Origin of the sequence: Billgrantia saliphila, assembly GCF_002930105.1 — a bacterium.
GTDB lineage: Bacteria > Pseudomonadota > Gammaproteobacteria > Pseudomonadales > Halomonadaceae > Halomonas > Halomonas saliphila.
Map to the genome: position 1 here is coordinate 50,982 of NZ_PJRN01000007.1, position 18,784 is coordinate 69,765.

Annotated in this window: 17 protein-coding genes and 4 tRNA genes; 10 read left to right on the forward strand and 11 right to left on the reverse strand. The window is 64.7% G+C overall.

Annotation, left to right across the window (positions count from 1 at the left end):
- Positions 1-133 precede the first annotated feature (133 nt).
- The 7 genes from clpX to CYJ07_RS09565 all read right to left on the reverse strand — a co-directional run bounded on the left by clpX (position 134) and on the right by CYJ07_RS09565 (position 4,322).
- Positions 134-1,411, reverse strand: a complete 1,278-nt coding sequence (clpX, locus tag CYJ07_RS09535) for an ATP-dependent Clp protease ATP-binding subunit ClpX (RefSeq protein ID WP_104203471.1) — start codon at positions 1,409-1,411, stop codon at positions 134-136.
- Between the two features lie 78 nt (positions 1,412-1,489).
- The gene (gene clpP, locus CYJ07_RS09540; protein ID WP_104203628.1) at positions 1,490-2,110 is read right to left on the reverse strand and encodes an ATP-dependent Clp endopeptidase proteolytic subunit ClpP; all 621 of its coding nucleotides are present in this window, start codon (positions 2,108-2,110) and stop codon (positions 1,490-1,492) included.
- Positions 2,111-2,193: 83 nt separating this feature from the next.
- The gene (gene tig / locus CYJ07_RS09545) at positions 2,194-3,555 is read right to left on the reverse strand and encodes a trigger factor (RefSeq protein WP_104203472.1); all 1,362 of its coding nucleotides are present in this window, start codon (positions 3,553-3,555) and stop codon (positions 2,194-2,196) included.
- A gap of 292 nt (positions 3,556-3,847) precedes the next feature.
- Positions 3,848-3,922: transfer RNA gene (locus tag CYJ07_RS09550), tRNA-His, on the reverse strand.
- A gap of 61 nt (positions 3,923-3,983) precedes the next feature.
- Positions 3,984-4,058: transfer RNA gene (locus CYJ07_RS09555), tRNA-His, on the reverse strand.
- A 43-nt stretch (positions 4,059-4,101) separates the two neighbouring features.
- A tRNA-Arg gene (locus tag CYJ07_RS09560) sits at positions 4,102-4,178 on the reverse strand.
- A 67-nt stretch (positions 4,179-4,245) separates the two neighbouring features.
- Positions 4,246-4,322 (reverse strand) — tRNA-Pro (locus CYJ07_RS09565).
- 218 nt (positions 4,323-4,540) lie between these two features.
- Here CYJ07_RS09565 and folD point away from each other — a divergent pair.
- The 3 genes from folD (at position 4,541) to mtnN (ending at position 6,757) form a co-directional block, all read left to right on the forward strand.
- Entirely contained in the window at positions 4,541-5,419 is an 879-nt protein-coding gene (gene folD, locus CYJ07_RS09570; protein ID WP_104203473.1) for a bifunctional methylenetetrahydrofolate dehydrogenase/methenyltetrahydrofolate cyclohydrolase FolD, read from the forward strand.
- Positions 5,420-5,494: 75 nt separating this feature from the next.
- Positions 5,495-5,968: an S-ribosylhomocysteine lyase gene (locus tag CYJ07_RS09575; protein WP_104203474.1), complete on the forward strand. Its 474-nt coding sequence runs from the start codon at positions 5,495-5,497 to the stop codon at positions 5,966-5,968.
- Positions 5,969-6,016: 48 nt separating this feature from the next.
- Positions 6,017-6,757: a 5'-methylthioadenosine/S-adenosylhomocysteine nucleosidase gene (gene mtnN, locus CYJ07_RS09580; RefSeq protein WP_104203475.1), complete on the forward strand. Its 741-nt coding sequence runs from the start codon at positions 6,017-6,019 to the stop codon at positions 6,755-6,757.
- Between the two features lie 87 nt (positions 6,758-6,844).
- On the opposite strand, the gene pyrC is transcribed toward mtnN, so the two are convergent.
- The gene (pyrC, locus tag CYJ07_RS09585; protein WP_104203476.1) at positions 6,845-7,882 is read right to left on the reverse strand and encodes a dihydroorotase; all 1,038 of its coding nucleotides are present in this window, start codon (positions 7,880-7,882) and stop codon (positions 6,845-6,847) included.
- A gap of 197 nt (positions 7,883-8,079) precedes the next feature.
- Between pyrC and CYJ07_RS09590 the strand changes: the two genes are divergently transcribed.
- A complete protein-coding gene (locus CYJ07_RS09590; RefSeq protein ID WP_104203477.1) occupies positions 8,080-8,508 on the forward strand; it encodes a hypothetical protein in 429 nt (142 codons plus the stop codon).
- A gap of 61 nt (positions 8,509-8,569) precedes the next feature.
- On the opposite strand, the gene CYJ07_RS09595 is transcribed toward CYJ07_RS09590, so the two are convergent.
- The 3 genes from CYJ07_RS09595 to CYJ07_RS09605 all read right to left on the reverse strand — a co-directional run bounded on the left by CYJ07_RS09595 (position 8,570) and on the right by CYJ07_RS09605 (position 11,171).
- Entirely contained in the window at positions 8,570-9,814 is a 1,245-nt protein-coding gene (locus tag CYJ07_RS09595) for an NAD(P)/FAD-dependent oxidoreductase (RefSeq protein WP_104203478.1), read from the reverse strand.
- Between the two features lie 123 nt (positions 9,815-9,937).
- Positions 9,938-10,393, reverse strand: a complete 456-nt coding sequence (locus CYJ07_RS09600) for a tellurite resistance TerB family protein (protein WP_104203479.1) — start codon at positions 10,391-10,393, stop codon at positions 9,938-9,940.
- A gap of 91 nt (positions 10,394-10,484) precedes the next feature.
- Positions 10,485-11,171, reverse strand: a complete 687-nt coding sequence (locus CYJ07_RS09605) for a GntR family transcriptional regulator (RefSeq protein ID WP_104203480.1) — start codon at positions 11,169-11,171, stop codon at positions 10,485-10,487.
- 177 nt (positions 11,172-11,348) lie between these two features.
- Between CYJ07_RS09605 and CYJ07_RS09610 the strand changes: the two genes are divergently transcribed.
- The 6 genes from CYJ07_RS09610 to CYJ07_RS09635 all read left to right on the forward strand — a co-directional run bounded on the left by CYJ07_RS09610 (position 11,349) and on the right by CYJ07_RS09635 (position 18,767).
- The gene (locus CYJ07_RS09610; RefSeq protein WP_104203481.1) at positions 11,349-12,905 is read left to right on the forward strand and encodes an ABC transporter substrate-binding protein; all 1,557 of its coding nucleotides are present in this window, start codon (positions 11,349-11,351) and stop codon (positions 12,903-12,905) included.
- Positions 12,906-12,975: 70 nt separating this feature from the next.
- On the forward strand, positions 12,976-13,953 hold the full coding sequence (locus CYJ07_RS09615; RefSeq protein ID WP_104203482.1) for an ABC transporter permease: 978 nt from the start codon (positions 12,976-12,978) through the stop codon (positions 13,951-13,953).
- Positions 13,950-14,786, forward strand: coding sequence for an ABC transporter permease (locus tag CYJ07_RS09620; protein ID WP_104203483.1), 837 nt, complete (start codon positions 13,950-13,952; stop codon positions 14,784-14,786). Before CYJ07_RS09615 ends, CYJ07_RS09620 begins: the two co-directional genes overlap by 4 nt.
- Before the next feature lie 11 nt (positions 14,787-14,797).
- Complete coding sequence (locus CYJ07_RS09625) at positions 14,798-16,420, forward strand: ABC transporter ATP-binding protein (protein ID WP_104203484.1); 1,623 nt, start codon at positions 14,798-14,800, stop codon at positions 16,418-16,420.
- Positions 16,421-16,443: 23 nt separating this feature from the next.
- Positions 16,444-17,835, forward strand: a complete 1,392-nt coding sequence (locus CYJ07_RS09630; RefSeq protein WP_104203485.1) for an FAD-binding oxidoreductase — start codon at positions 16,444-16,446, stop codon at positions 17,833-17,835.
- Positions 17,836-17,840: 5 nt separating this feature from the next.
- A complete protein-coding gene (locus CYJ07_RS09635; RefSeq protein ID WP_104203486.1) occupies positions 17,841-18,767 on the forward strand; it encodes a DMT family transporter in 927 nt (308 codons plus the stop codon).
- Positions 18,768-18,784 lie beyond the last annotated feature (17 nt).

Here is an 18,784-nt window from a genome sequence, read left to right on the forward strand (position 1 = left end):
GTCGAATCGGTGGATACGGGGGGGATGGGGGCGCGCCACCACTATTGCAAGGGCGCGAGGTCGAACGCGAAAAAGGGGCCGCCCAAGCGACCCCTTTCACCGTCACGGGCGTGGCAGCGTCGGCCGCCCCGCCTCAACCGTCGGTGCCGTCGACCCGCTGATCTTGCTGCGAGTAGATGAGCAGCGGCTCGCTTTCGCCGGCAATGACCGACGCATCGATGACCACCTTGGTCACCCCCTCCATGGAAGGAATCTCGTACATGGTGTCCAGCAGTACCGACTCGAGAATCGAGCGCAGGCCGCGGGCGCCGGTCTTGCGCGCCATGGCCTTGGCTGCCACGGCCCGCAGGGCGTCCTCGCGGAACTCGAGCTCCACGCCTTCCATGTCGAACAGGCGTGCATACTGCTTGACCAGCGAGTTCTTCGGCTCGGTGAGGATCTGGATCAAGGCATCCTCGTTGAGCTCGGTCAGTGTGGCGATGACCGGCAGACGGCCGACGAACTCGGGGATCAGGCCGAACTTGACCAGGTCCTCCGGCTCGACATCGGCGAGCAGATCGCCCACGCCCTTGGTCTCGTCCTTGCTCTTCACCACGGCGCTGAAGCCGATGCCGCCCTTCTCGGCGCGATCGCGGATGACCTTGTCGAGACCGGCGAAAGCGCCGCCCACGATGAACAGGATATTGCCGGTATCGACCTGCAGGAACTCCTGCTGCGGGTGCTTGCGCCCGCCTTGCGGCGGCACCGATGCCGTGGTGCCCTCGATCAGTTTCAGCAGGGCTTGCTGCACGCCCTCGCCCGAAACGTCGCGGGTGATCGAGGGGTTGTCCGATTTACGCGAGATCTTGTCGATCTCGTCGATGTAGACGATGCCGCGCTGGGCCTTCTCGACGTCGTAATCGCACTTCTGCAGCAGCTTCTGAATGATGTTCTCGACGTCCTCACCCACATAGCCGGCCTCGGTAAGAGTCGTGGCGTCGGCGATGGTGAAGGGAACGTTGAGCAGCCTCGCCATGGTCTCGGCCAGCAGGGTCTTGCCGCTGCCGGTGGGACCGATGAGCAGGATGTTGGACTTGCCAAGCTCCACGTCATCGCCCTTGACACCCGCGCGAAGACGCTTGTAGTGGTTGTAGACGGCCACGGAAAGCACCGTCTTGGCGCGGTCCTGGCCGATCACGTACTCGTCCAGGGTGCGACGAATCTCGCGGGGAACGGGCAGGCGCTCCTCATCGCTCTCGGCATCGGCATCGAGAACTTCCTCGCGAATGATGTCGTTGCACAGGTCGACACACTCGTCGCAGATATACACGGACGGGCCTGCAATCAGCTTGCGCACTTCGTTCTGGTTTTTGCCGCAGAACGAGCAGTAGAGCAACTTGCCGCCCTCGTCCTTGCCTTTGCCGTCGGCCATTCGCGTACCTCTGTCACTTCGGCGGCCACGCCGGCCGCCGCTAATCACGTATAAGATGCGTGGTTTGATTTCACGCTATCAGGATGTGGGGCGCTTATCCAGTACGGCATCGATCAAACCGTACTCCACCGCCTGGCCGCCGCTCATGAAATTGTCGCGGTCGGTATCGCGGGCGATGGTCTCGATATTCTGACCGGTATGATGGGCCAGAATGCGGTTGAGCTTGTCGCGGATACCCAGGATCTCGCGGGTATGGATCTCGATGTCCGCCGCCTGCCCCTGGTAGCCGCCAAGGGGCTGGTGGATCATCATCCGCGAATGAGGCAGGCAGTAGCGCTTGCCCGCCGCACCGCCGGCCAGCAGCAGCGCGCCCATGCTGGCGGCCTGCCCGATGCATACGGTGGATACGTCAGGCTTGATGAACTGCATGGTGTCATAGATCGCCATGCCCGCCGTGACGGCCCCGCCCGGCGAATTGATGTAGAGGTGGATGTCCTTGTCCGGATTCTCGGATTCGAGAAACAGCAGTTGGGCAACCACCAGGTTGGCCATGTGATCCTCCACCGGACCCACCAGGAAGATCACACGCTCCTTCAGCAGCCGGGAGTAGATGTCGTAGGCCCGCTCGCCGCGTGCGCTCTGCTCTACCACCATCGGCACCAGGCCGCCGGCGTTTCGGGTCTCGAACTCGTTGCTCATCAGTGTGATGTCCTTGCATCCGATGAATGAAGTGAGTGACATCCCGCTGGCGACCTGGCCGCCAGCGGGATGCAGTCGCAAGATCAGCTCTTGGCTTCTTCCTGGCCTTCCTCGACCTCGTCCTCCTCGGACGACTGCTCGCCCTGCTGGGCGGCGGCCAGGGCCTGCTGATAGCTCATCTCCACGTCCTTGACGGTGGCCTGCTCCAGCAGCTTGTCGACCGCCTTTTCCTCAAGGATAGCCGACTTCACCTGGGTCTTGAGCTGCTCGTTGCCCATGTAATAGTCGACGACCTCCTGCGGATCCTGATACTGCTCGGCGAGCTCCTCGACCTTGGCGCGGATCTCGTCGTCGCTGGCGTCGAGCTCATTCGCCTTGATCACTTCGGCCAGCAGCAGACCGACCTGAACGCGGCTCTTGGCCTGCTCGGAGAACAGCTCGTTGGGCAGCTGTGAAACGTCGAAGTCCTCACCCAGACCGAACTGCTGGGCCGCCTGGCGCTTGAGCGCATCGGTTTCCTGCTGAACCAGCGCCTGGGGCACCGGTACTTCGTTGGCTCTCTTCAGTGCCTCGAGCGCCTGCTGCTTGACGCGGTTGTCGACCGCCTGCTTGGCCTCGCGCGCCATGTTCTTCTTCACTTCGGCGCGGAACTTTTCGATATCGCCGTCCTCGACGCCAAAGCGCTTGATGAACTCCTCGTCGACCTCGGGCAGGGCTCGGGCCTTGACCTCATGCACCTTGACCTTGAACGTCGCCTCCTGACCGGCCAGGTGCTCGGCCTGGTAGTCCTCGGGGAAGGTGACCTTGATCTCCTTCTCCTCGCCGGCCTGGGCACCCACCAGTTGCTCCTCGAAGCCGGGAATGAAGTTGCCGGAGCCCAGCACCAGCTCGTGGCCCTGGGCGCTGCCACCCTCGAAGGGCTCGTCACCGAGGAAGCCCTCGAAATCGATCTTGGCCTGATCGCCGTCTTCCGCGGGACGCTCCACGACTTCCCAGGAGGCGTTCTGCTTGCGCAGGGTCTCGACCATCTCCTCAAGGTCGGCGTCGGTCACCTCGACCACGGGACGCTCGATCTCGGCACCGTCGATCGGCGCCAGCTCGATCTCCGGATAGACTTCGAGAGACGCCACGAATTCCAGGTCACGACCAGACTCGTTGACTTTCGGCTCGATGCTCGGGAAACCTGCAGGGTTGAGGTTTTCTTCGGTGATCGCCCTCACGTAGCGCTCACGCATCAGCTCGCCGACCACCTCGTCGCGCACCCCGCGACCGTACCGCTGGCGCACCACGGCCATGGGCACCCGGCCCTTGCGGAAGCCGTTGAGGCGAATGTTCTTCGCCGTGTCCTTGAGGCGAGCCTCGACGGCTTCGTCGACCTCTGCGGCCGGCACCTGAAACGTGACGCGGCGCTCGATCTGGGAGGTCGTTTCGACGGAAACTTGCATGAATGGTCCTCTACCGACTGGGGCGTTCTAGGGAAAGCGTGTGGAAAGTAAAAGAGAGATTCTAAGAACCCCACTCTACGCTGGCAAGCGTTATGCCTAAAGCATGGGGGCGACACGGCGGATTGCAAGGGCCGCAGCGACATCCGAAACCGAGCGCGAAGGATACAGACGCGTATCACCCACCGCGCCATGCCCGCCCACGGCGAGATGCAGGGCATCACCCCTTGGAAATCGGGAAGGCACACGGGAAGGCACAAGCTTGAAGGAGCGAAACGAAGAAGAGGAGTTGCAATGGGGTGGATGATGGGGATCGAACCCACGACCACCGGAGCCACAATCCGGGGCTCTACCACTGAGCTACATCCACCATTGCAAGAGACGCGTTGCAAAAACGCCCGCAAGATCGCGGGTACTGCACGAAAGTCGAATGGGGTGGATGATGGGGATCGAACCCACGACCACCGGAGCCACAATCCGGGGCTCTACCACTGAGCTACATCCACCATATCGACAAACCGCCCGGCCGAACTGCTTCGCACGCCGAACTGGCACGCCCAGCAGGATTCGAACCTGCAACCTACGGCTTAGAAGGCCGTTGCTCTATCCGGTTGAGCTATGGGCGCATTCTACGTTCCATGGCGTCTGACCGCAACCCCGCTCCGCCATTTCCTGAGCGCAAACAGTAAGTTGTGGTCGGGGTGGAGGGATTCGAACCCCCGACATCCTGCTCCCAAAGCAGGCGCGCTACCAGACTGCGCTACACCCCGCCGGCCTATGCACGACCCTCGACACGCCGCAGGGGCCTCGTCGAGCGCTGCGTATTCTACGCGAGAATCGAACACGGTCAATAGCGGCCTGACACGACGGGGCTTTTTGCGCTTTGCCTGAACGGCGCGTCATGCGAAAATCGGCACCCTTCGCACCGCTTCCGCCGGCCGGCCAGGCCGCCACAGCGCCCATCCCAGACCACCCACGGGGGAACACGATGACCGCCCAACTCATCGATGGCAAGGCCATTGCCGCTCAGGTCCGCGAACAGGTTGCACGCCAGGTCGAGGCGCGCCGTATCGAGGGCAAGCGCATTCCCGGCCTGGCCGTCATCCTGGTGGGCGAAGATCCGGCCTCCCACGTCTACGTCAGTAACAAGCATCGCGCCTGCGAGCAGGCCGGTATCCTGTCGTTCCGACACGCCCTGCCCGCCGACACCACCCAGGAGGCGCTGGAACGGCTGATCGACGAGCTCAATGCCGATTCCCGGGTCGACGGCATCCTGCTGCAGCTGCCGCTGCCCGAGCATCTGGACGATCGCCCCATCCTCGAGCGCATACTGCCGCACAAGGACGTCGACGGTTTCCATCCCTACAATCTCGGTCGATTGGCCCAACGCCAGCCGATGCTTCGCCCCTGTACTCCCAAGGGAATCATGACCCTGCTACAGGCTAGCGGACTCAAGGTGCGCGGTCTGGACGCCACGGTCGTCGGTGCCTCCAATATCGTCGGTCGCCCCATGGCGCTCGAGTTGATGCTGGCTGGATGTACCACCACCGTCTGCCATCGCTTCACCCGCAATCTCGAGACGCATGTGCGCCGCGCCGAACTACTGGTGGTGGCGGTGGGCAAGCCGGGCCTCGTCAAGGGCGAATGGGTGCGCGAGGGAGCCATCGTCATCGATGTAGGCATCAATCGCGAGCAGGACGGCCGCCTGGTGGGTGACGTCGAGTTCGCCCCCGCTGCCGAGCGCGCCGGGTGGATTACCCCGGTGCCTGGCGGCGTGGGCCCGATGACAGTCGCCTCGCTACTGGAAAACACGCTCGGCGCGGCCGAACAGCACGACGCCATGGCACCTGCCGCCGCCGACCGCTGACGCCGCCCCTGACACGACCGCGCGTCTCGGCTAGAATGCGCGCTTCGTTTTCTCACCGGTAGCGGGAGGCCGCCCATGAGCGACAAGATGAACGTCGAAAGCTTCAACCTCGACCACACCAAGGTGAAGGCCCCCTACGTGCGCCTGGCCGACATCAAGACCGGACTCAACGGCGATCGCATTCACAAGTATGACATGCGTATCTGCCAACCCAATCGCGAGCACATGGAGATGCCGGCCCTGCATTCGCTCGAGCATCTTATGGCTGAGCTGTCGCGCAACCATTCCGACCGCATCGTCGACATCAGCCCGATGGGCTGTCAGACAGGCTTCTACGTCGCGCTGATCAATCACGACGACTACGACGACGTGCTGGTCCTGCTGCAGAAGACGCTGGAGGACGTGCTCGAGGCGAACGAGGTCCCCGCCTGCAACGAGATGCAGTGCGGCTGGGCAGCCAGCCATAGCCTCGAGGGCGCCAAGCGGATCGCCCGCGGCTTCCTGTCCAAGCGTGACGAGTGGACCCAGGTCTTCGCCGACGAGGCATGACGCCCCCATAGGCGTTGCCCACGCCGCCCACGGAGAACGCATCGCAAGATGAAACGCATCGGCATCATCGGCGCCATGGCGCAGGAGGTGAGCTATCTCGCTTCGCTGCTCGAGGGTTGCCGCACTCGCAGCCATGTCGGCTGCACCTTCCATCACGGCACCCTGCACGGCGTCGACGTGGTGATCCTGCAGTCCGGGATTGGCAAGGTCAACGCTGCCATCGGCACCACTCTGCTGCTCGACGTATACCAGCCCGAGGCCATCATCAACACCGGCTCGGCGGGAGGCTTCGGCGAGGGACTCGAGATCGGCGACGTGGTCGTTTCCAGCGAGGTGCGTCACCACGACGTCGACGCGGTGGTCTTCGGCTACGAGCACGGCCAGGTGCCGGCCATGCCGGCCGCCTACCTCCCCGACCCGCGCCTGGTGACGCTCGCCCGCGAGTGCGTCGAAGCGCTCGGCGAAGTGCGCGTGGTGGAGGGTTTGATCGCTACCGGCGACGTGTTCATGGCCTGCCCCGAGCTGGTGGCGAAGACGCGCAGCCGTTTCCCCACCATGCTAGCCGCCGAAATGGAAGCCGCCGCCATCGCCCAGACCTGCCATCTCTACGGTTGCCCGTTCGTGGTCATTCGCTCGCTGTCCGACATCGCTGGCGGCGGTGACAACCATCTCTCGTTCGAACAGTTTCTCGAGCAGGCCGCCGCGCACTCGGCGCGCATGGTCGAACGCATGATCGCCCGACTGGCCCAGCCCGCTCCGCAGACCGACACCGAGCCGGTCGCCGGCTGACCTTCGGTCGGCTCGACGAACAGCAGCCGCCCCTGGGCGGCCGCTGTCGTTCCCGCTTCGACGAGATGCCGCCCGGGGTCGCCCGGTCTAGTCCTTGAGCTTCCAGGAAAGCGTCTCACCCGCCTGCAGAGGCACGATGCGCTGCCCCCCGGTGTACGGCAGCGACGCCGGCAGTGCCCACGCTTCGCGCACCAGGGTAACGGTATCGGCGTTACGCGGCAGGCCGTAGAAGTCGGGGCCGAAGTGACTGGCAAAGCCCTCGAGACGATCCAGGGCCCCGGCTTCCTCGAAGGCGGTGGCGTAGAACTCGATTGCGGCGGGGGCCGTGTAGGCGCCGGCACAACCGCATGCCGATTCCTTGTCACCCTGCGCATGCGGCGCGCTGTCGGTACCGAGGAAGAACTTGCCGCTGCCCGACGTCGCCGCCGCCAGCAGCGCCTGGCGATGCCGTTCGCGCTTGAGGATCGGCAAGCAATAATAGTGCGGCCGGATACCGCCCACCAGCATGTGGTTGCGGTTGAACAATAGGTGATGTGCTGTGATCGTGGCTGCTATGTTGTCGGGTGCCTGGGCGACGAAATCCGCCGCGTCGGCGGTGGTAATGTGCTCGAAGACCACCTTGAGATCGGGATGTCGTTCCAACAACGGCTTCATCACACGCTCGATGAAGGCCGCCTCGCGATCGAAGATGTCGATCTCGGCGTCGGTGACCTCGCCATGGACCAGCAGCGGGAGCCCCAGCCGCGCCATGGCGGCGATGGCTGCATCGCAGTGGGCCAGGTCGGTGACGCCGGATGCGGAGTTGGTCGTCGCCCCCGCGGGATAGAGCTTCACCGCGTGCACCTCTCGGCAAGCCACGGCGCGCTCTATCTCCTCGGCCGGGGTGTCGTCCGTGAGATAAAGCGTCATCAGCGGCTCGAAGGTCGAGCCCGGGGGTCGAGCAGCAAGGATACGCTCGCGGTAGGCTAGTGCCTGCGCCGTGGTCGTCACCGGAGGCTTGAGGTTGGGCATGATGATCGCCCGTCCCATCTGGCGCGCGGTGGCGGGCACTACGGCCGCCAGCGCTTCGCCGTCACGTACGTGCAGGTGCCAGTCGTCGGGGCGGGTCAGGGTGATCACATTCACGGCGTATCCTGTCGTTCGGCTTGAAGTAGGGAGCCACAGTATACCGGATCCGGCCTCGGCCTTGCCGCCCCGATGATCATGGCGGCGCGGGTCCGATAGCGCTCGGGCTGCAATATTGACGAGCACAGGACGAAGGCAGCAAGGGTGGCGTTTTTGCCGTATCATCGACGCCGTTTTCAGCAAGAGAGACGTCACCGATGCCCAGGGTCCGTCATTACGCCGATATCGTCGCCATACTGGCGGGACTGATGTGGGTGATCTTCTTCTGGTCGATCAGCATTTCGGCGCGTCTGGACAGTGTCGAGCCTACCCTGGCCGCCATGCTCGGCCTCGGCGCGATGATTCTGGTCAGCTTCGTGCACCGCCCGTTTCGCATCCATCTCAGCCGCTTCCATGTGCGCAAGCGACGTACCGAGATGTGGATGCACATCCTCGCCCTGCCCATGGCCCTGGTGCTGCTACTCGGCGTGGTCATCGAACTGCTGATCGCGCCGCTCAGCGGCCAGCAGAAGATGCTGCTGTTCAATGTCCTGGCCACCGCCGGCTGGGTGGTCTACGTCATGACCCTGGTGATCAAGTTCATTCATCACCAGTGGCGTCGGCGCCGTGCGCGCGGAGAACGCTGATCCGGCGCGCCATGCCACGTGGGACGACACGGCATGACCGGGTGCTGTGGCTGCCGCACATTCAAAAGCGGTCGGCGCGGAAGGGACGCATATCCACCGCCGTCGGGTCTCCCTCCATCATCTCCGCCATCACCCGCCCCGTCACCGGTCCCATCGTGAACCCCTGGTGACCGTGACCGAAGGCCAGCCACAGCCCCGCATGGCGCGGTGCCGGACCGATCACCGGCTTCATGTCGGGCAGACAGGGACGCGCGCCTTGCCAAGGGGTCTCCTCCAGCCGCTCTCCCAGTTCCGGGTAGAGTTCCCGAGCCTTGCGCTCCGCCGCCTCCAGTTGACCGTACTGCGGGGGTGCGCCCATCGCCGCCAGCTCCGCTCCGGTCGTCAGGCGAATACCGGGGCGCATCGGGGCCAGGATATAGCCGACGTCGGCATCCAGCAGCCAGTGACGAAGGCGTCGCGCTTCGGGAGCACCGTAATGCATATGGTAGCCGCGCTTGACGAAGGTCGGCAGGCGATAGCCCAGCGACCTGAGCCAATCGCCGGCCCAAGGCCCCAGTGCCACGACGACCTCCTGCGCTTCGTGGGCCCCGCTTTCGGTCACCACTCGCCAGCCCTGCCCCTGCCGCGCTACATCGCGCACTTCGGCCTGCAGAAAGCGCCCTCCCTCGCGCTCGAATTGAGCCGCATAGGCGGCGACCAGCGCTCCCGGATCGGACACGCCCCAGGAGTTGGTCCAGTGAATGGCACCCGCCAGTCCGTCGCTGATCTGCGGTTCGCGCTTCTTCAGCTGGGCCGCGTCCAAAAGGTCATGCGTGACACCGAAGCGCTCGGCCGCATCGTGCGCTTCCCGGGTTCGTTTCTCCAGACCGGCGGAATGCCGGTAAACCTCGAGCCAGCCCTCCTTGCGCACCAGGTGGTCTGCATCCGCCGCCTCGATCATGGGCGCATGCTCCTGGGTCGACAGAGCGATTAGAGAGGCGTACTCGGGAATGATGTCGGCATGTCGCCGTGGCGCCGAATTGCGCCAATAGCTGAACAGCGGTCCGGCGAAGCGCAGCATATCCTGAAGACGATAGCGGATATCGACCCGATGATTGGGCACCGCGCTGAGCAGCTTGCTCAGTTCACGTGGGAAGGGATAGGGCCGCACCGCCTCGCGCTGTATCAAGCCACCGTTACCGTAGGAGGTCTCCCGCCCCGGGGGGCGCCGATCCACCAGCAGCACCGAGCGGCCCCGGCGGGTCAGATGCCAGGCGACGGAGACGCCGACCATGCCGGCTCCCAGAACGATGGTTTCACGAGACATGCCACTCCTCCAGCTTGCGCAGACGGCCTCCGGCCCTGCCGGAACGAGCGCACAGTCTAGCAGCGTGGAGCGCTAAGCGCCGAGGCAAGGCGAGCGCGAACCGGCTCGCCCGCCTGCAGAACGCTACTCGGCCTCGCCCTGGACCTGCAGCTTGGCGCGGATGAAATCGGAGTGGCTGACGTGAAGCAGGTCGGCCAGCCTGCGGATACGATGCTCTTCCAGATGATGCGACTCGCCATCGGCGTGAGCCAGAGACCACATCATGCGCACCAGCTCGCAGCGCTGCGGATAGTCGTAGTGCTGCTTGATGAGGCTGACGAACTGGTAGTGATCGACGGAGGTCTCCACCTCCTCGCGGGCCATTGCCATCAACTCCTCGACTTCGGCATCGGAGAGGCTGAAGTGACGCTGGAGCATTGGACGCAGGGCATCGAGCTCCGCTTCGTCGGTATGATAATCGGCACGCACCACCTCGCATAGCAGGGCAGCGGTGGCACGTTCAAGCGTCGGTTCGCTCCTGTCCGATCCCTCGGGCTCGGACAGGGCCTGCTGGAAGAAGCGCTGGATGGTATCAAGCATGATCGTCCCCTGGCCGTCTATCGCATCTGACCCGTGACGCACGCCAGCGTTCCGCGCAGTCTCACTGTCCGCCTGTGCGCAGAAAAACGACTCAAGCCTCTCCGATTCCCTTCACCACGTAGTCCCGGGCTACGCCGATGTGGTAGTCGATCGCTTCGCGACAGCGTGCCGGATCGCCACTGGCCAAGGCATCGAGCAGTGCCCAGTGAGAGGTGGCGATGGAATCGGGATCGGCATGGGTCTTGCCGATCAGCGCGATGCACAGCCGCAGCTCGTGGGAAATGTCGTCGAAGGCCTTGAGCAGCCGGCGATTGCCCGCATAAGCGATGAGCATGCGGTGAAAGGAAAGATCCTCTTCGATCTTGCGACTGTCGCTGTCGCCGGTCGCCGCGTTGCACATGATATCGACCTGGCGACGCAGGGCGAGCTCCTTTTCGGCATCGAAGACAGTAACCAGCCGAGCCAGGGCGTGACGCTCGAGGCACAGTCGCAGGTCGAAGACGTCACTGAGCTCACCGGTATCCAGCGCACGCACGAAGAAACCACGGCGCGGCTGCGACACCAGTAGGCCGCGACTCTCGAGCAGGCGAGCCGCTTCACGTACGGGAGCACGGCTCACGCCGAGGTCGCGCGCCAGCTGCATCTCCGACAGGCGTTCGCCCGGCGCGAATCGCTGGCCGATGATGGCCTGCGTCAGGTAATCGGCTACCTGTTCCACCAGGTTGCGCTGCTGGATGATGACAGCCCCACCGAGGGCGTTGGAGGGCGTCGTGCTCACGGCTCTCACTCGTTTGTCGGCATGAATCGTCACAGTAAGACGCTTCTGGCGATCTGTCGACCGTCGATTGACGACTGTCGACAGCTTGAAACCTCACTGCTATGGTCAGAATGGCTGCTGACACGGCACACACCACAAGACAAACAAACTGCCGAGACAACAAGAAGGAACGCGACAATGAGAAAGACGCCCTTGGCCGCCGCCATCGCTGCCCTGGCCTTCACCACCACCTTCGCTCTTGCCGACGAGCCCAAGCGCGGCGGCACCATCGATACCATCATCCAACCGGAGCCACCGGGCCTGGTGCTGGGCATGGTACAGAACGACCCGACCCGCAAGGTCGCCGGCAATATCTACGAGGGGCTGCTGCGCTACTCCACCGACCTGGAGCCGATCCCGCAACTCGCCGAATCCTGGGAGGTCAGCGACGACGGCCTGACCTACACCTTCCATCTGCGCGAAGGCGTGCTGTGGCATGACGGCGAGCCTTTCACGGCCGAAGACGTGGTGTTCTCGGCCGACGTCTTCCATCGCGAACTCAACCCCAGCGCCCGCGCCGTCTTGCAACACGTGGAGAGCATCGAGGCGACCGACGACCACACCGTCGTCTTCACCCTTGCCGAACCCTTCGGCCCGTTCCTGATCTCGTTCGAGGCGGGCACCTTCACCATGGTGCCCAAGCACATTTACGAAGGCACCGACTTCCGCGACAACGAGGCCAACAACCACCCCATCGGTACCGGCCCGTTCAAGTTCGACAGCTGGGACCGCGGCACCGTGATCCAACTGGTACGCAACGATGACTACTACGAGGAAGGCCTGCCCTACCTCGACGGCGTGAATTGGCACATCATTCCCGACGGCGCATCCCGCGCGGTGGCCTTCGAGAACGGCACCGTCGACGTGCTACCCAACGGCACCGTGGAGAATTTCGACATTCCCCGCCTCTCCGCCATGGACAACTCGTGCATCACCGACAAGGGCAACGAGTACTTCAGCCCCTTCGCCATGCTGTGGATGAACAATCGCGAAGGCCCCACCGCCGACAAGCGCTTCCGCCAGGCGGTGATGTACGCCATGAACCGCGAGTTCGCCCGCGACGTATTGTGGAACGGCATGGGCCAGGTACCGCTCTCCGCATTCGGCTCGAATGCGAAGTTCCGTCATGACGGGCTCGAACCCTACGACCACGACCCCGAGCGCGCCCGCGAACTGTTGGAGGAGATGGGCTACGACGGCGAGGAGATACGCCTGCTGCCACTACCCTACGGCGAGACCTGGAATCGCTGGGCCGAGGCCGTGCAGCAGAACCTGCGCGAGGTGGGCGTCAATGTTCGTACCGTCGCCACCGACGTGGGCGGCTGGAACCAGCGCCTGGGCGACTGGGATTACGATCTCGCCTTTACCTATCTCTACCAGTATGGCGACCCGGCGCTGGGCATCACGCGCTCCTATCGTTCGGACAACATCGAGAAGGGCTCGCCCTGGAACAACGTCGAAGGTTACGAGAACGAGCGTATCGACGAGCTGTTCGACGAGGCCGCTACCGCCTATCCGGAGGAGGAGCGTGAAGCGCTCTACCACGAGGCACAGGAGATTCTCCACGAGGACGTACCGGTGGGCTGGCTGATGGAGCTCGGCTTCCCGACGATCTATCGCTGCGACGTGAAGGATCTGATCACCTCCGGGGTCGGCATCAACGATGCCTTCCGCGACGCCTGGCTCGACCGCTGAGCGCTCTGCATGACGGGGGCGGCCGCGCCGGCCGCTCCACCCCGCCCCTCCGACCTCAGAGGCTTGCTGCATGCTCTATGCCCGCTTGATCGTGATGCGGCTGCTCAAGGCCGTCGTCGTGCTGTTCTTGATCGTCATCTTCAACTTCGTGCTGATACAGCTGGCACCAGGGGATCCGGCCTCCATCCTGGCCGGCGAGGCCGGTGCCACCGACGAAGAATTCCTGCGCCAGCTGCGCGAACGGTTCGGGCTTGATCAGCCCCTCTACGTGCAGCTGTGGCACTACGTCTCCGGCATCGCCACGCTAGACTTCGGCTGGTCCTATCGCCAGGGCATGCCGGTGCTCGACCTGATCCTGGCGCGCCTGCCGGCCACCCTGCTGCTCACCGGAACCGCCTTCGTGCTGTCCCTGGTACTGGGAATCGTCGCCGGTTCCATGGCGGCGGCGCGGGTAAAGAAGCCCTCCGGTTCGCTGATCATGGCGCTGGCGCTGATCTTTTACGCCACGCCGCTGTTCTGGGTGGCGCTGATGGCCGTGGTGCTGTTCTCGGTCTATCTCGACTGGCTGCCCGCCTATGGCATGTACACGGTGGGCGCGGGGCATACCGGCCTGGCGCTCATGCTCGACGTCGCCAAGCATCTGGTACTGCCGGCGACTACCCTGGCGCTGTTCTTCATGGCCATCTACACCCGCATGACCCGCGCCTCGATGCTGGAGGCGAGTCAGCAGGACTACGTCAAGACCGCCCGCGCCAAGGGGCTCTCCCCCCGGGTGATTCAGCGCCGTCATATCCTGCGCAACGCCCTGCTGCCGATCATCACCCTGGCGGGCCTGCAGGCAGGCCAGATGGTGGGCGGCGCTATCCTCACCGAGACAGTCTTTGCCTGGCCCGGCATCGGCCGACTGATGTTCGAGGCACTGCAACAGCGCGACTACAACCTGTTGCTCGGCATCTTCTTCTTCTCCGCCGCCCTGGTCATCGTCTTCAACATCGTCACCGACCTGGTCTATCGCCTGGCGGATCCGCGCATCAAGGAGGCGTCATGAGCTTCTTCGCCCGTTTCGCCCAGAACCGGGGAGCCCTGGTCGGCCTGCTTATCCTGATCGCCATCATCGGCATGGCCATCCTGGCTCCGTTTCTCTATCCCGAATCGCCATGGCGAATGGTGCAGCGACCGTTTCTCGCACCGATGGAGGCCGAGGGCTTCTGGCTGGGCACCGACACCATGGGCCGTGACGTCGCCGCCGGCCTGATGCATGGCGCCTGGGTGTCCCTGCTCATCGGCCTTGTCTCGACCACCGTGGCGCTGCTCATCGGCGTTCCGCTGGGCGCCGTGGCGGGCTACTACGGTGGCCTGGTCGACGATGGACTGATGCGCTTCACCGAGTTCTTCCAGACCATACCCAACTTTGCCTTGGCCATCGTGCTGGTGGCGATCATGCAGCCCAGCGTGGTCTCGATCGTGCTGGCCATCGCCATCGTCAGTTGGCCCCCGGTGGCGCGCCTGGTGCGCGCCGAGTTCATGTCGCTGCGCCATCGCGAGTACGTGGAAGCCGCGCGACTCGTCGGCCAGACCAACGGCACCATCATCCTGCGCCAGATACTCCCCAACACCCTGTCGCCGATCATCGTGCTGGCTTCGCTGATGGTGGCCACCGCCATCCTGCTCGAATCGGCGCTCTCCTTCCTGGGCCTGGGCGACCCCAACGTGATGTCGTGGGGCTACATGATCGGCGCGGCGCGCACGGTGATCCGACAGGCCTGGTGGCTGAGCTTCTTCCCCGGCGTGGCGATCCTGCTCACCGTGCTGGCGCTCAACCTGGTCGGCGAAGGGCTCGACGATGCCTTGAACCCCAAGCTCGTCCGCGAGCGCTCGTAAGGAGACACTGCATGAACGATACCACTCCGGTACTGAGCATTCGCGACCTGACTCTGGCACTGCCCGAAGGCGCCGATCGCGACTACGCGGTAGAAGACGTCAGCTACGACGTGGCTCGCGGCGAAATCATGTGCGTGGTCGGCGAGTCCGGCTCCGGCAAGTCGATGGCCGCCAATGCGGTCATGGGCCTGCTGCCCAAGGGAGTGAGCGCCTCTGGCGGCGAGGTGCTCTTCGACGGGCAAGACCTGCTGACGCTGGACGAAAAACAGCACCGCCAACTGCGCGGACTTCGTATCGGCATGATCTTTCAAGAGCCGATGACGGCGCTCAACCCGCTGATGCGGGTCGGCGCCCAGATCGCCGAAGTATTCGAAGCCCACGGCAAGTACAACGCTCGCGAGCGCCAGGAGCGCGCCCTGGCGCTGCTCGATGAAGTCGGCATCCCACAGCCCGAGCGGGCGATCCGCGCCTACCCCTTCCAGCTCTCCGGCGGGCAACGCCAACGCGTAATGATCGCCATGGCGCTGGCACTTGAACCCGAGCTGCTGATTGCCGACGAGCCCACCACGGCACTCGACGTGACCACCCAGGCACAGATCCTCGAGCTGATCCGCAACCTGCAGCGCCGACACGGCATGGCGGTGATGTTCATCACCCACGACTTCGGCGTGGTAGCTGAGATCGCAACGCGCGTGTGCGTGATGCGACATGGCCGGATCGTCGAACTGGGCACGGCCGGAGAGGTACTCGACAATCCGCAGCACGCGTACACTCGCGCCCTGCTTGATGCCATTCCGAGCAATGTGGTGCCGCAGTCGCGAGACGCCGAACGACCGGCCCCGCTGCTCGAGGTGAAGCACCTGCACAAGGTGTTCCGCTCACGCGGCGGGCTGTTCAAGCCCGCCCGCGAGGTGCGCGCGCTGGATGACATCAGCTTCACCCTGGCCCCCGGTGAGACCGTGGGCATCGTCGGCGAATCGGGTTCCGGCAAGTCGACCCTGGGGCGCTGCGTGGTCAGGCTCGAACATCCCGATAGCGGCTCGGTCATGCTCTCCGGCATCGACTACTCGTCGCTGAAGGGGGATACGCTGCGTCGTGAGCGACATCGCGTGCAGATGATCTTCCAGGACCCCTATGCCTCGCTCAATCCCCGGCATCGAGTCGGCTACGCCATCGCCCAGGGACCGATCGCCAATGGGGTTCCGCGTGCCCAGGCCATGCGCCGGGCGGAGGAACTGCTGGAGCTGGTCGGACTCGGCGCGGTGGCAGTGGACCGCTTTCCCCACGAGTTCTCCGGTGGTCAGCGTCAGCGCATCGGCATCGCCCGTGCCCTGGCCCTCGATCCGGAGCTGATCGTGGCCGACGAAGCGGTATCGGCGCTCGATGTTTCCATCCAGGCCCAGGTGCTCGAGCTGCTCGATGAGCTCAAGCGCAAGCTGTCGCTATCGCTGCTGTTCATCACCCACGATCTGCGCGTCGCGGCCCAGATCTGCGACACCATCATCGTCATGCAGCAGGGGCGTATCGTCGAGGAGGGCACGGCCCAAGAAGTTTTCCTGAACCCCCGGGAGCCCTATACCCGCCAACTGCTGGACGCCATACCCGGCCGCGCCCATGAACCGGCCATGGCCTGACGCCATCCAGGAAAGGACACATCATGCACGTAAGATTCGAGGAGATCGCCGCCATCGTCGGTACCGGCAACGTACTCACCGGAGCCGATGTCGCCCAGCGCCGCGTGGACTGGATGACCGGAGCGAGCTGCCGCGCTGGCGCCATCGTGCGCCCGGGCAACACCAACGAAGTGGCCGCGGTGATGCGCCTTTGCCATGCCGCCGGGCAGCCGGTCGTGACCCACGGCGGCCTCACCGGGCTGGTTCATGGCGGCGAGGCCGGCCCGGACGAGCTCGCCATCTCGCTGGAGCGCATGACCGCCATCGAAGCAATCGATTCCATCGGCGGTACCATGACGGTCCAAGCCGGCGCACCACTTCAGGCGGTCCAGGAAGCCGCCGACGCCAAGGACCTCGTCTTCCCGCTCGACCTGGGCGCACGCGGTTCGTGCACCATCGGCGGTAACATCGCCACCAACGCCGGCGGTGTTCGCGTGATCCGCTACGGCATGATGCGCCAGCAGGTGCTCGGGCTCGAAGCCGTGCTGGCCGACGGCACCGTGATCAGCTCGATGAACCGCATGCTCAAGAACAATGCCGGCTACGACCTCAAGCAGCTCTTCATCGGCAGCGAAGGTACGCTGGGTATCGTCACCCGCGCCGTGCTGCGGCTGCAGCCCAAGCCGGGCAGCGAGCGCACCGCGCTGGTGGCCTGTTCCAGTTTCGAGGGCGTCGCCGGCCTGCTCGGGCACATGGGCCGCGAGCTGGGCGGCAGCCTGGGGACCTTCGAGGTCATGTGGCGCAATCACTACTCCCTGCTCACCGAGGAGAGCGGCCGCAATACTCCGCCCTTGCCGGCCCGCTGGCCCTACTACGCCATCATCGAGTCCCTGGGCGGCGCCGACGAAGAGAACGCCGCCCGCTTCGGGGCGGCCCTCGAGTCGGCACTCGATGCCGGCCTGATCGAGGACGCGGTGCTGGCCCAGTCCGATACCCAGCGACGCGGCATCTGGGCAATTCGAGAGGACATCGAAGGGCTCATCCGGCACCTGGCGCCGCTGTTCACCTTCGACGTCAGCCTGCCCATCCCCGACATGCCCGCCTATGCCGAAGGCCTGGAGACGGCTCTGCACGAGCACTGGCCCGACGGTCGCCTAGTGGTGTTCGGCCATCTCGGTGACGGCAATCTGCATGTCTCGGTCAGCGTCGGCAGCGACGATCCCGACACTCGGCGCGCAGTGGAGCGCCTCGTCTACGCCCCGCTGGCCGAGCTGGGCGGCTCGGTTTCCGCCGAGCATGGCATCGGGCTGGAGAAGCGGGATTACCTGGCAATCTCGCGTACGCCCGAGGAAATCGCGCTTATGCGCACCCTCAAGCGAGCGCTGGATCCCCAGGGGCTGCTCAACCGGCACAAGATCCTTTCCATGGAGAGCTGAATCGCATGCCGCCCCAGCAGGCCACGCCCACTCCCCTTCAGACCGGTGGCACCGCCGGCACGCTGCTGCTGATTGGCGCCATCGGCCTGTTCTGGGGTGGCAACTGGCCGGCGGTACGCTTCAGCCTGATGGATATACCCCCTTTCACCCTGCGCACCATCGGATTCGGTACCGGCGCGCTATTGCTGCTCGGCTGGGCATGGCTGCGGGGCCTGCCGCTCGGTATCGTGCGTGGCGAACGCAGCTGGCTGATCGTCACCGGTCTCTTCACCATCCTCGGCTTCAATGTCGGCACCGCCTTCGGTCAGTTGCACATGCCCACCTCCCAGGCCGCCATCGTCGCCTTCACCATGCCTTGCTGGGCACTGCTCATGGCGATGGGCCTGCTCGGCGAGCGGGTCACGACACGTCAGTGGCTGGGGCTTGCTCTGGGTCAGGCCGGCCTGCTGGTTCTGCTCGGCCCGGCAGCCTGGCAGGCCGGTTTCGATGGTCTTGTCGGCCCGTTCCTGGTGCTGGGTGCGGCGCTCTCCTGGGCGCTGGGCACCGTGCTGATCAAGCGCCGCGGCAGCTGGCGGGCGCACCCGGTGGTGATCACCGGCTGGCAGTTCGCCTTGTGTACCCTGCCCGTGGCGATGCTGGCCGCCGCCCATGAGTCACCCGCCGCGATCAGCAGCTGGCGCACGACCACCTGGCTGGGACTGGGCTATCACCTGGTCTTCGCCATCTGCCTGGCGCAGATGCTGTGGTTTCGCAACGTCAACCGGCTTACCGTCGGCCAGGCCACCATCAGTACCCTGATCATTCCCGTGGTCGGCGTCACCAGTGCCATCGTCCTGCTCGGCGAGTCCTGGACCCCACAGGTACTGCTGGCGCTGTGTCTGATTCTGGCGGCGGTGGTCAGTGTCATGACCCAGCGTCGCCCCACGGGTTGAGACATTCGCCTCGCTCT

Bases quoted from the DNA above. Each gene is read 5' to 3' on its own strand.
- CYJ07_RS09600 (WP_104203479.1), bottom strand. From the start codon at position 10,393: ATGCTTGATACCATCCAGCGCTTCTTCCAGCAGGCCCTGTCCGAGCCC.
- CYJ07_RS09625 (WP_104203484.1), top strand. From the start codon at position 14,798: ATGAACGATACCACTCCGGTACTGAGCATTCGCGACCTGACTCTGGCA.
- tig (WP_104203472.1), bottom strand. From the start codon at position 3,555: ATGCAAGTTTCCGTCGAAACGACCTCCCAGATCGAGCGCCGCGTCACG.
- folD (WP_104203473.1), top strand. From the start codon at position 4,541: ATGACCGCCCAACTCATCGATGGCAAGGCCATTGCCGCTCAGGTCCGC.
- CYJ07_RS09620 (WP_104203483.1), top strand. From the start codon at position 13,950: ATGAGCTTCTTCGCCCGTTTCGCCCAGAACCGGGGAGCCCTGGTCGGC.
- CYJ07_RS09575 (WP_104203474.1), top strand. From the start codon at position 5,495: ATGAGCGACAAGATGAACGTCGAAAGCTTCAACCTCGACCACACCAAG.
- clpX (WP_104203471.1), bottom strand. From the start codon at position 1,411: ATGGCCGACGGCAAAGGCAAGGACGAGGGCGGCAAGTTGCTCTACTGC.
- CYJ07_RS09590 (WP_104203477.1), top strand. From the start codon at position 8,080: ATGCCCAGGGTCCGTCATTACGCCGATATCGTCGCCATACTGGCGGGA.
- CYJ07_RS09595 (WP_104203478.1), bottom strand. From the start codon at position 9,814: ATGTCTCGTGAAACCATCGTTCTGGGAGCCGGCATGGTCGGCGTCTCC.
- CYJ07_RS09630 (WP_104203485.1), top strand. From the start codon at position 16,444: ATGCACGTAAGATTCGAGGAGATCGCCGCCATCGTCGGTACCGGCAAC.
- CYJ07_RS09615 (WP_104203482.1), top strand. From the start codon at position 12,976: ATGCTCTATGCCCGCTTGATCGTGATGCGGCTGCTCAAGGCCGTCGTC.
- CYJ07_RS09635 (WP_104203486.1), top strand. From the start codon at position 17,841: ATGCCGCCCCAGCAGGCCACGCCCACTCCCCTTCAGACCGGTGGCACC.
- CYJ07_RS09610 (WP_104203481.1), top strand. From the start codon at position 11,349: ATGAGAAAGACGCCCTTGGCCGCCGCCATCGCTGCCCTGGCCTTCACC.
- clpP (WP_104203628.1), bottom strand. From the start codon at position 2,110: ATGAGCAACGAGTTCGAGACCCGAAACGCCGGCGGCCTGGTGCCGATG.
- mtnN (WP_104203475.1), top strand. From the start codon at position 6,017: ATGAAACGCATCGGCATCATCGGCGCCATGGCGCAGGAGGTGAGCTAT.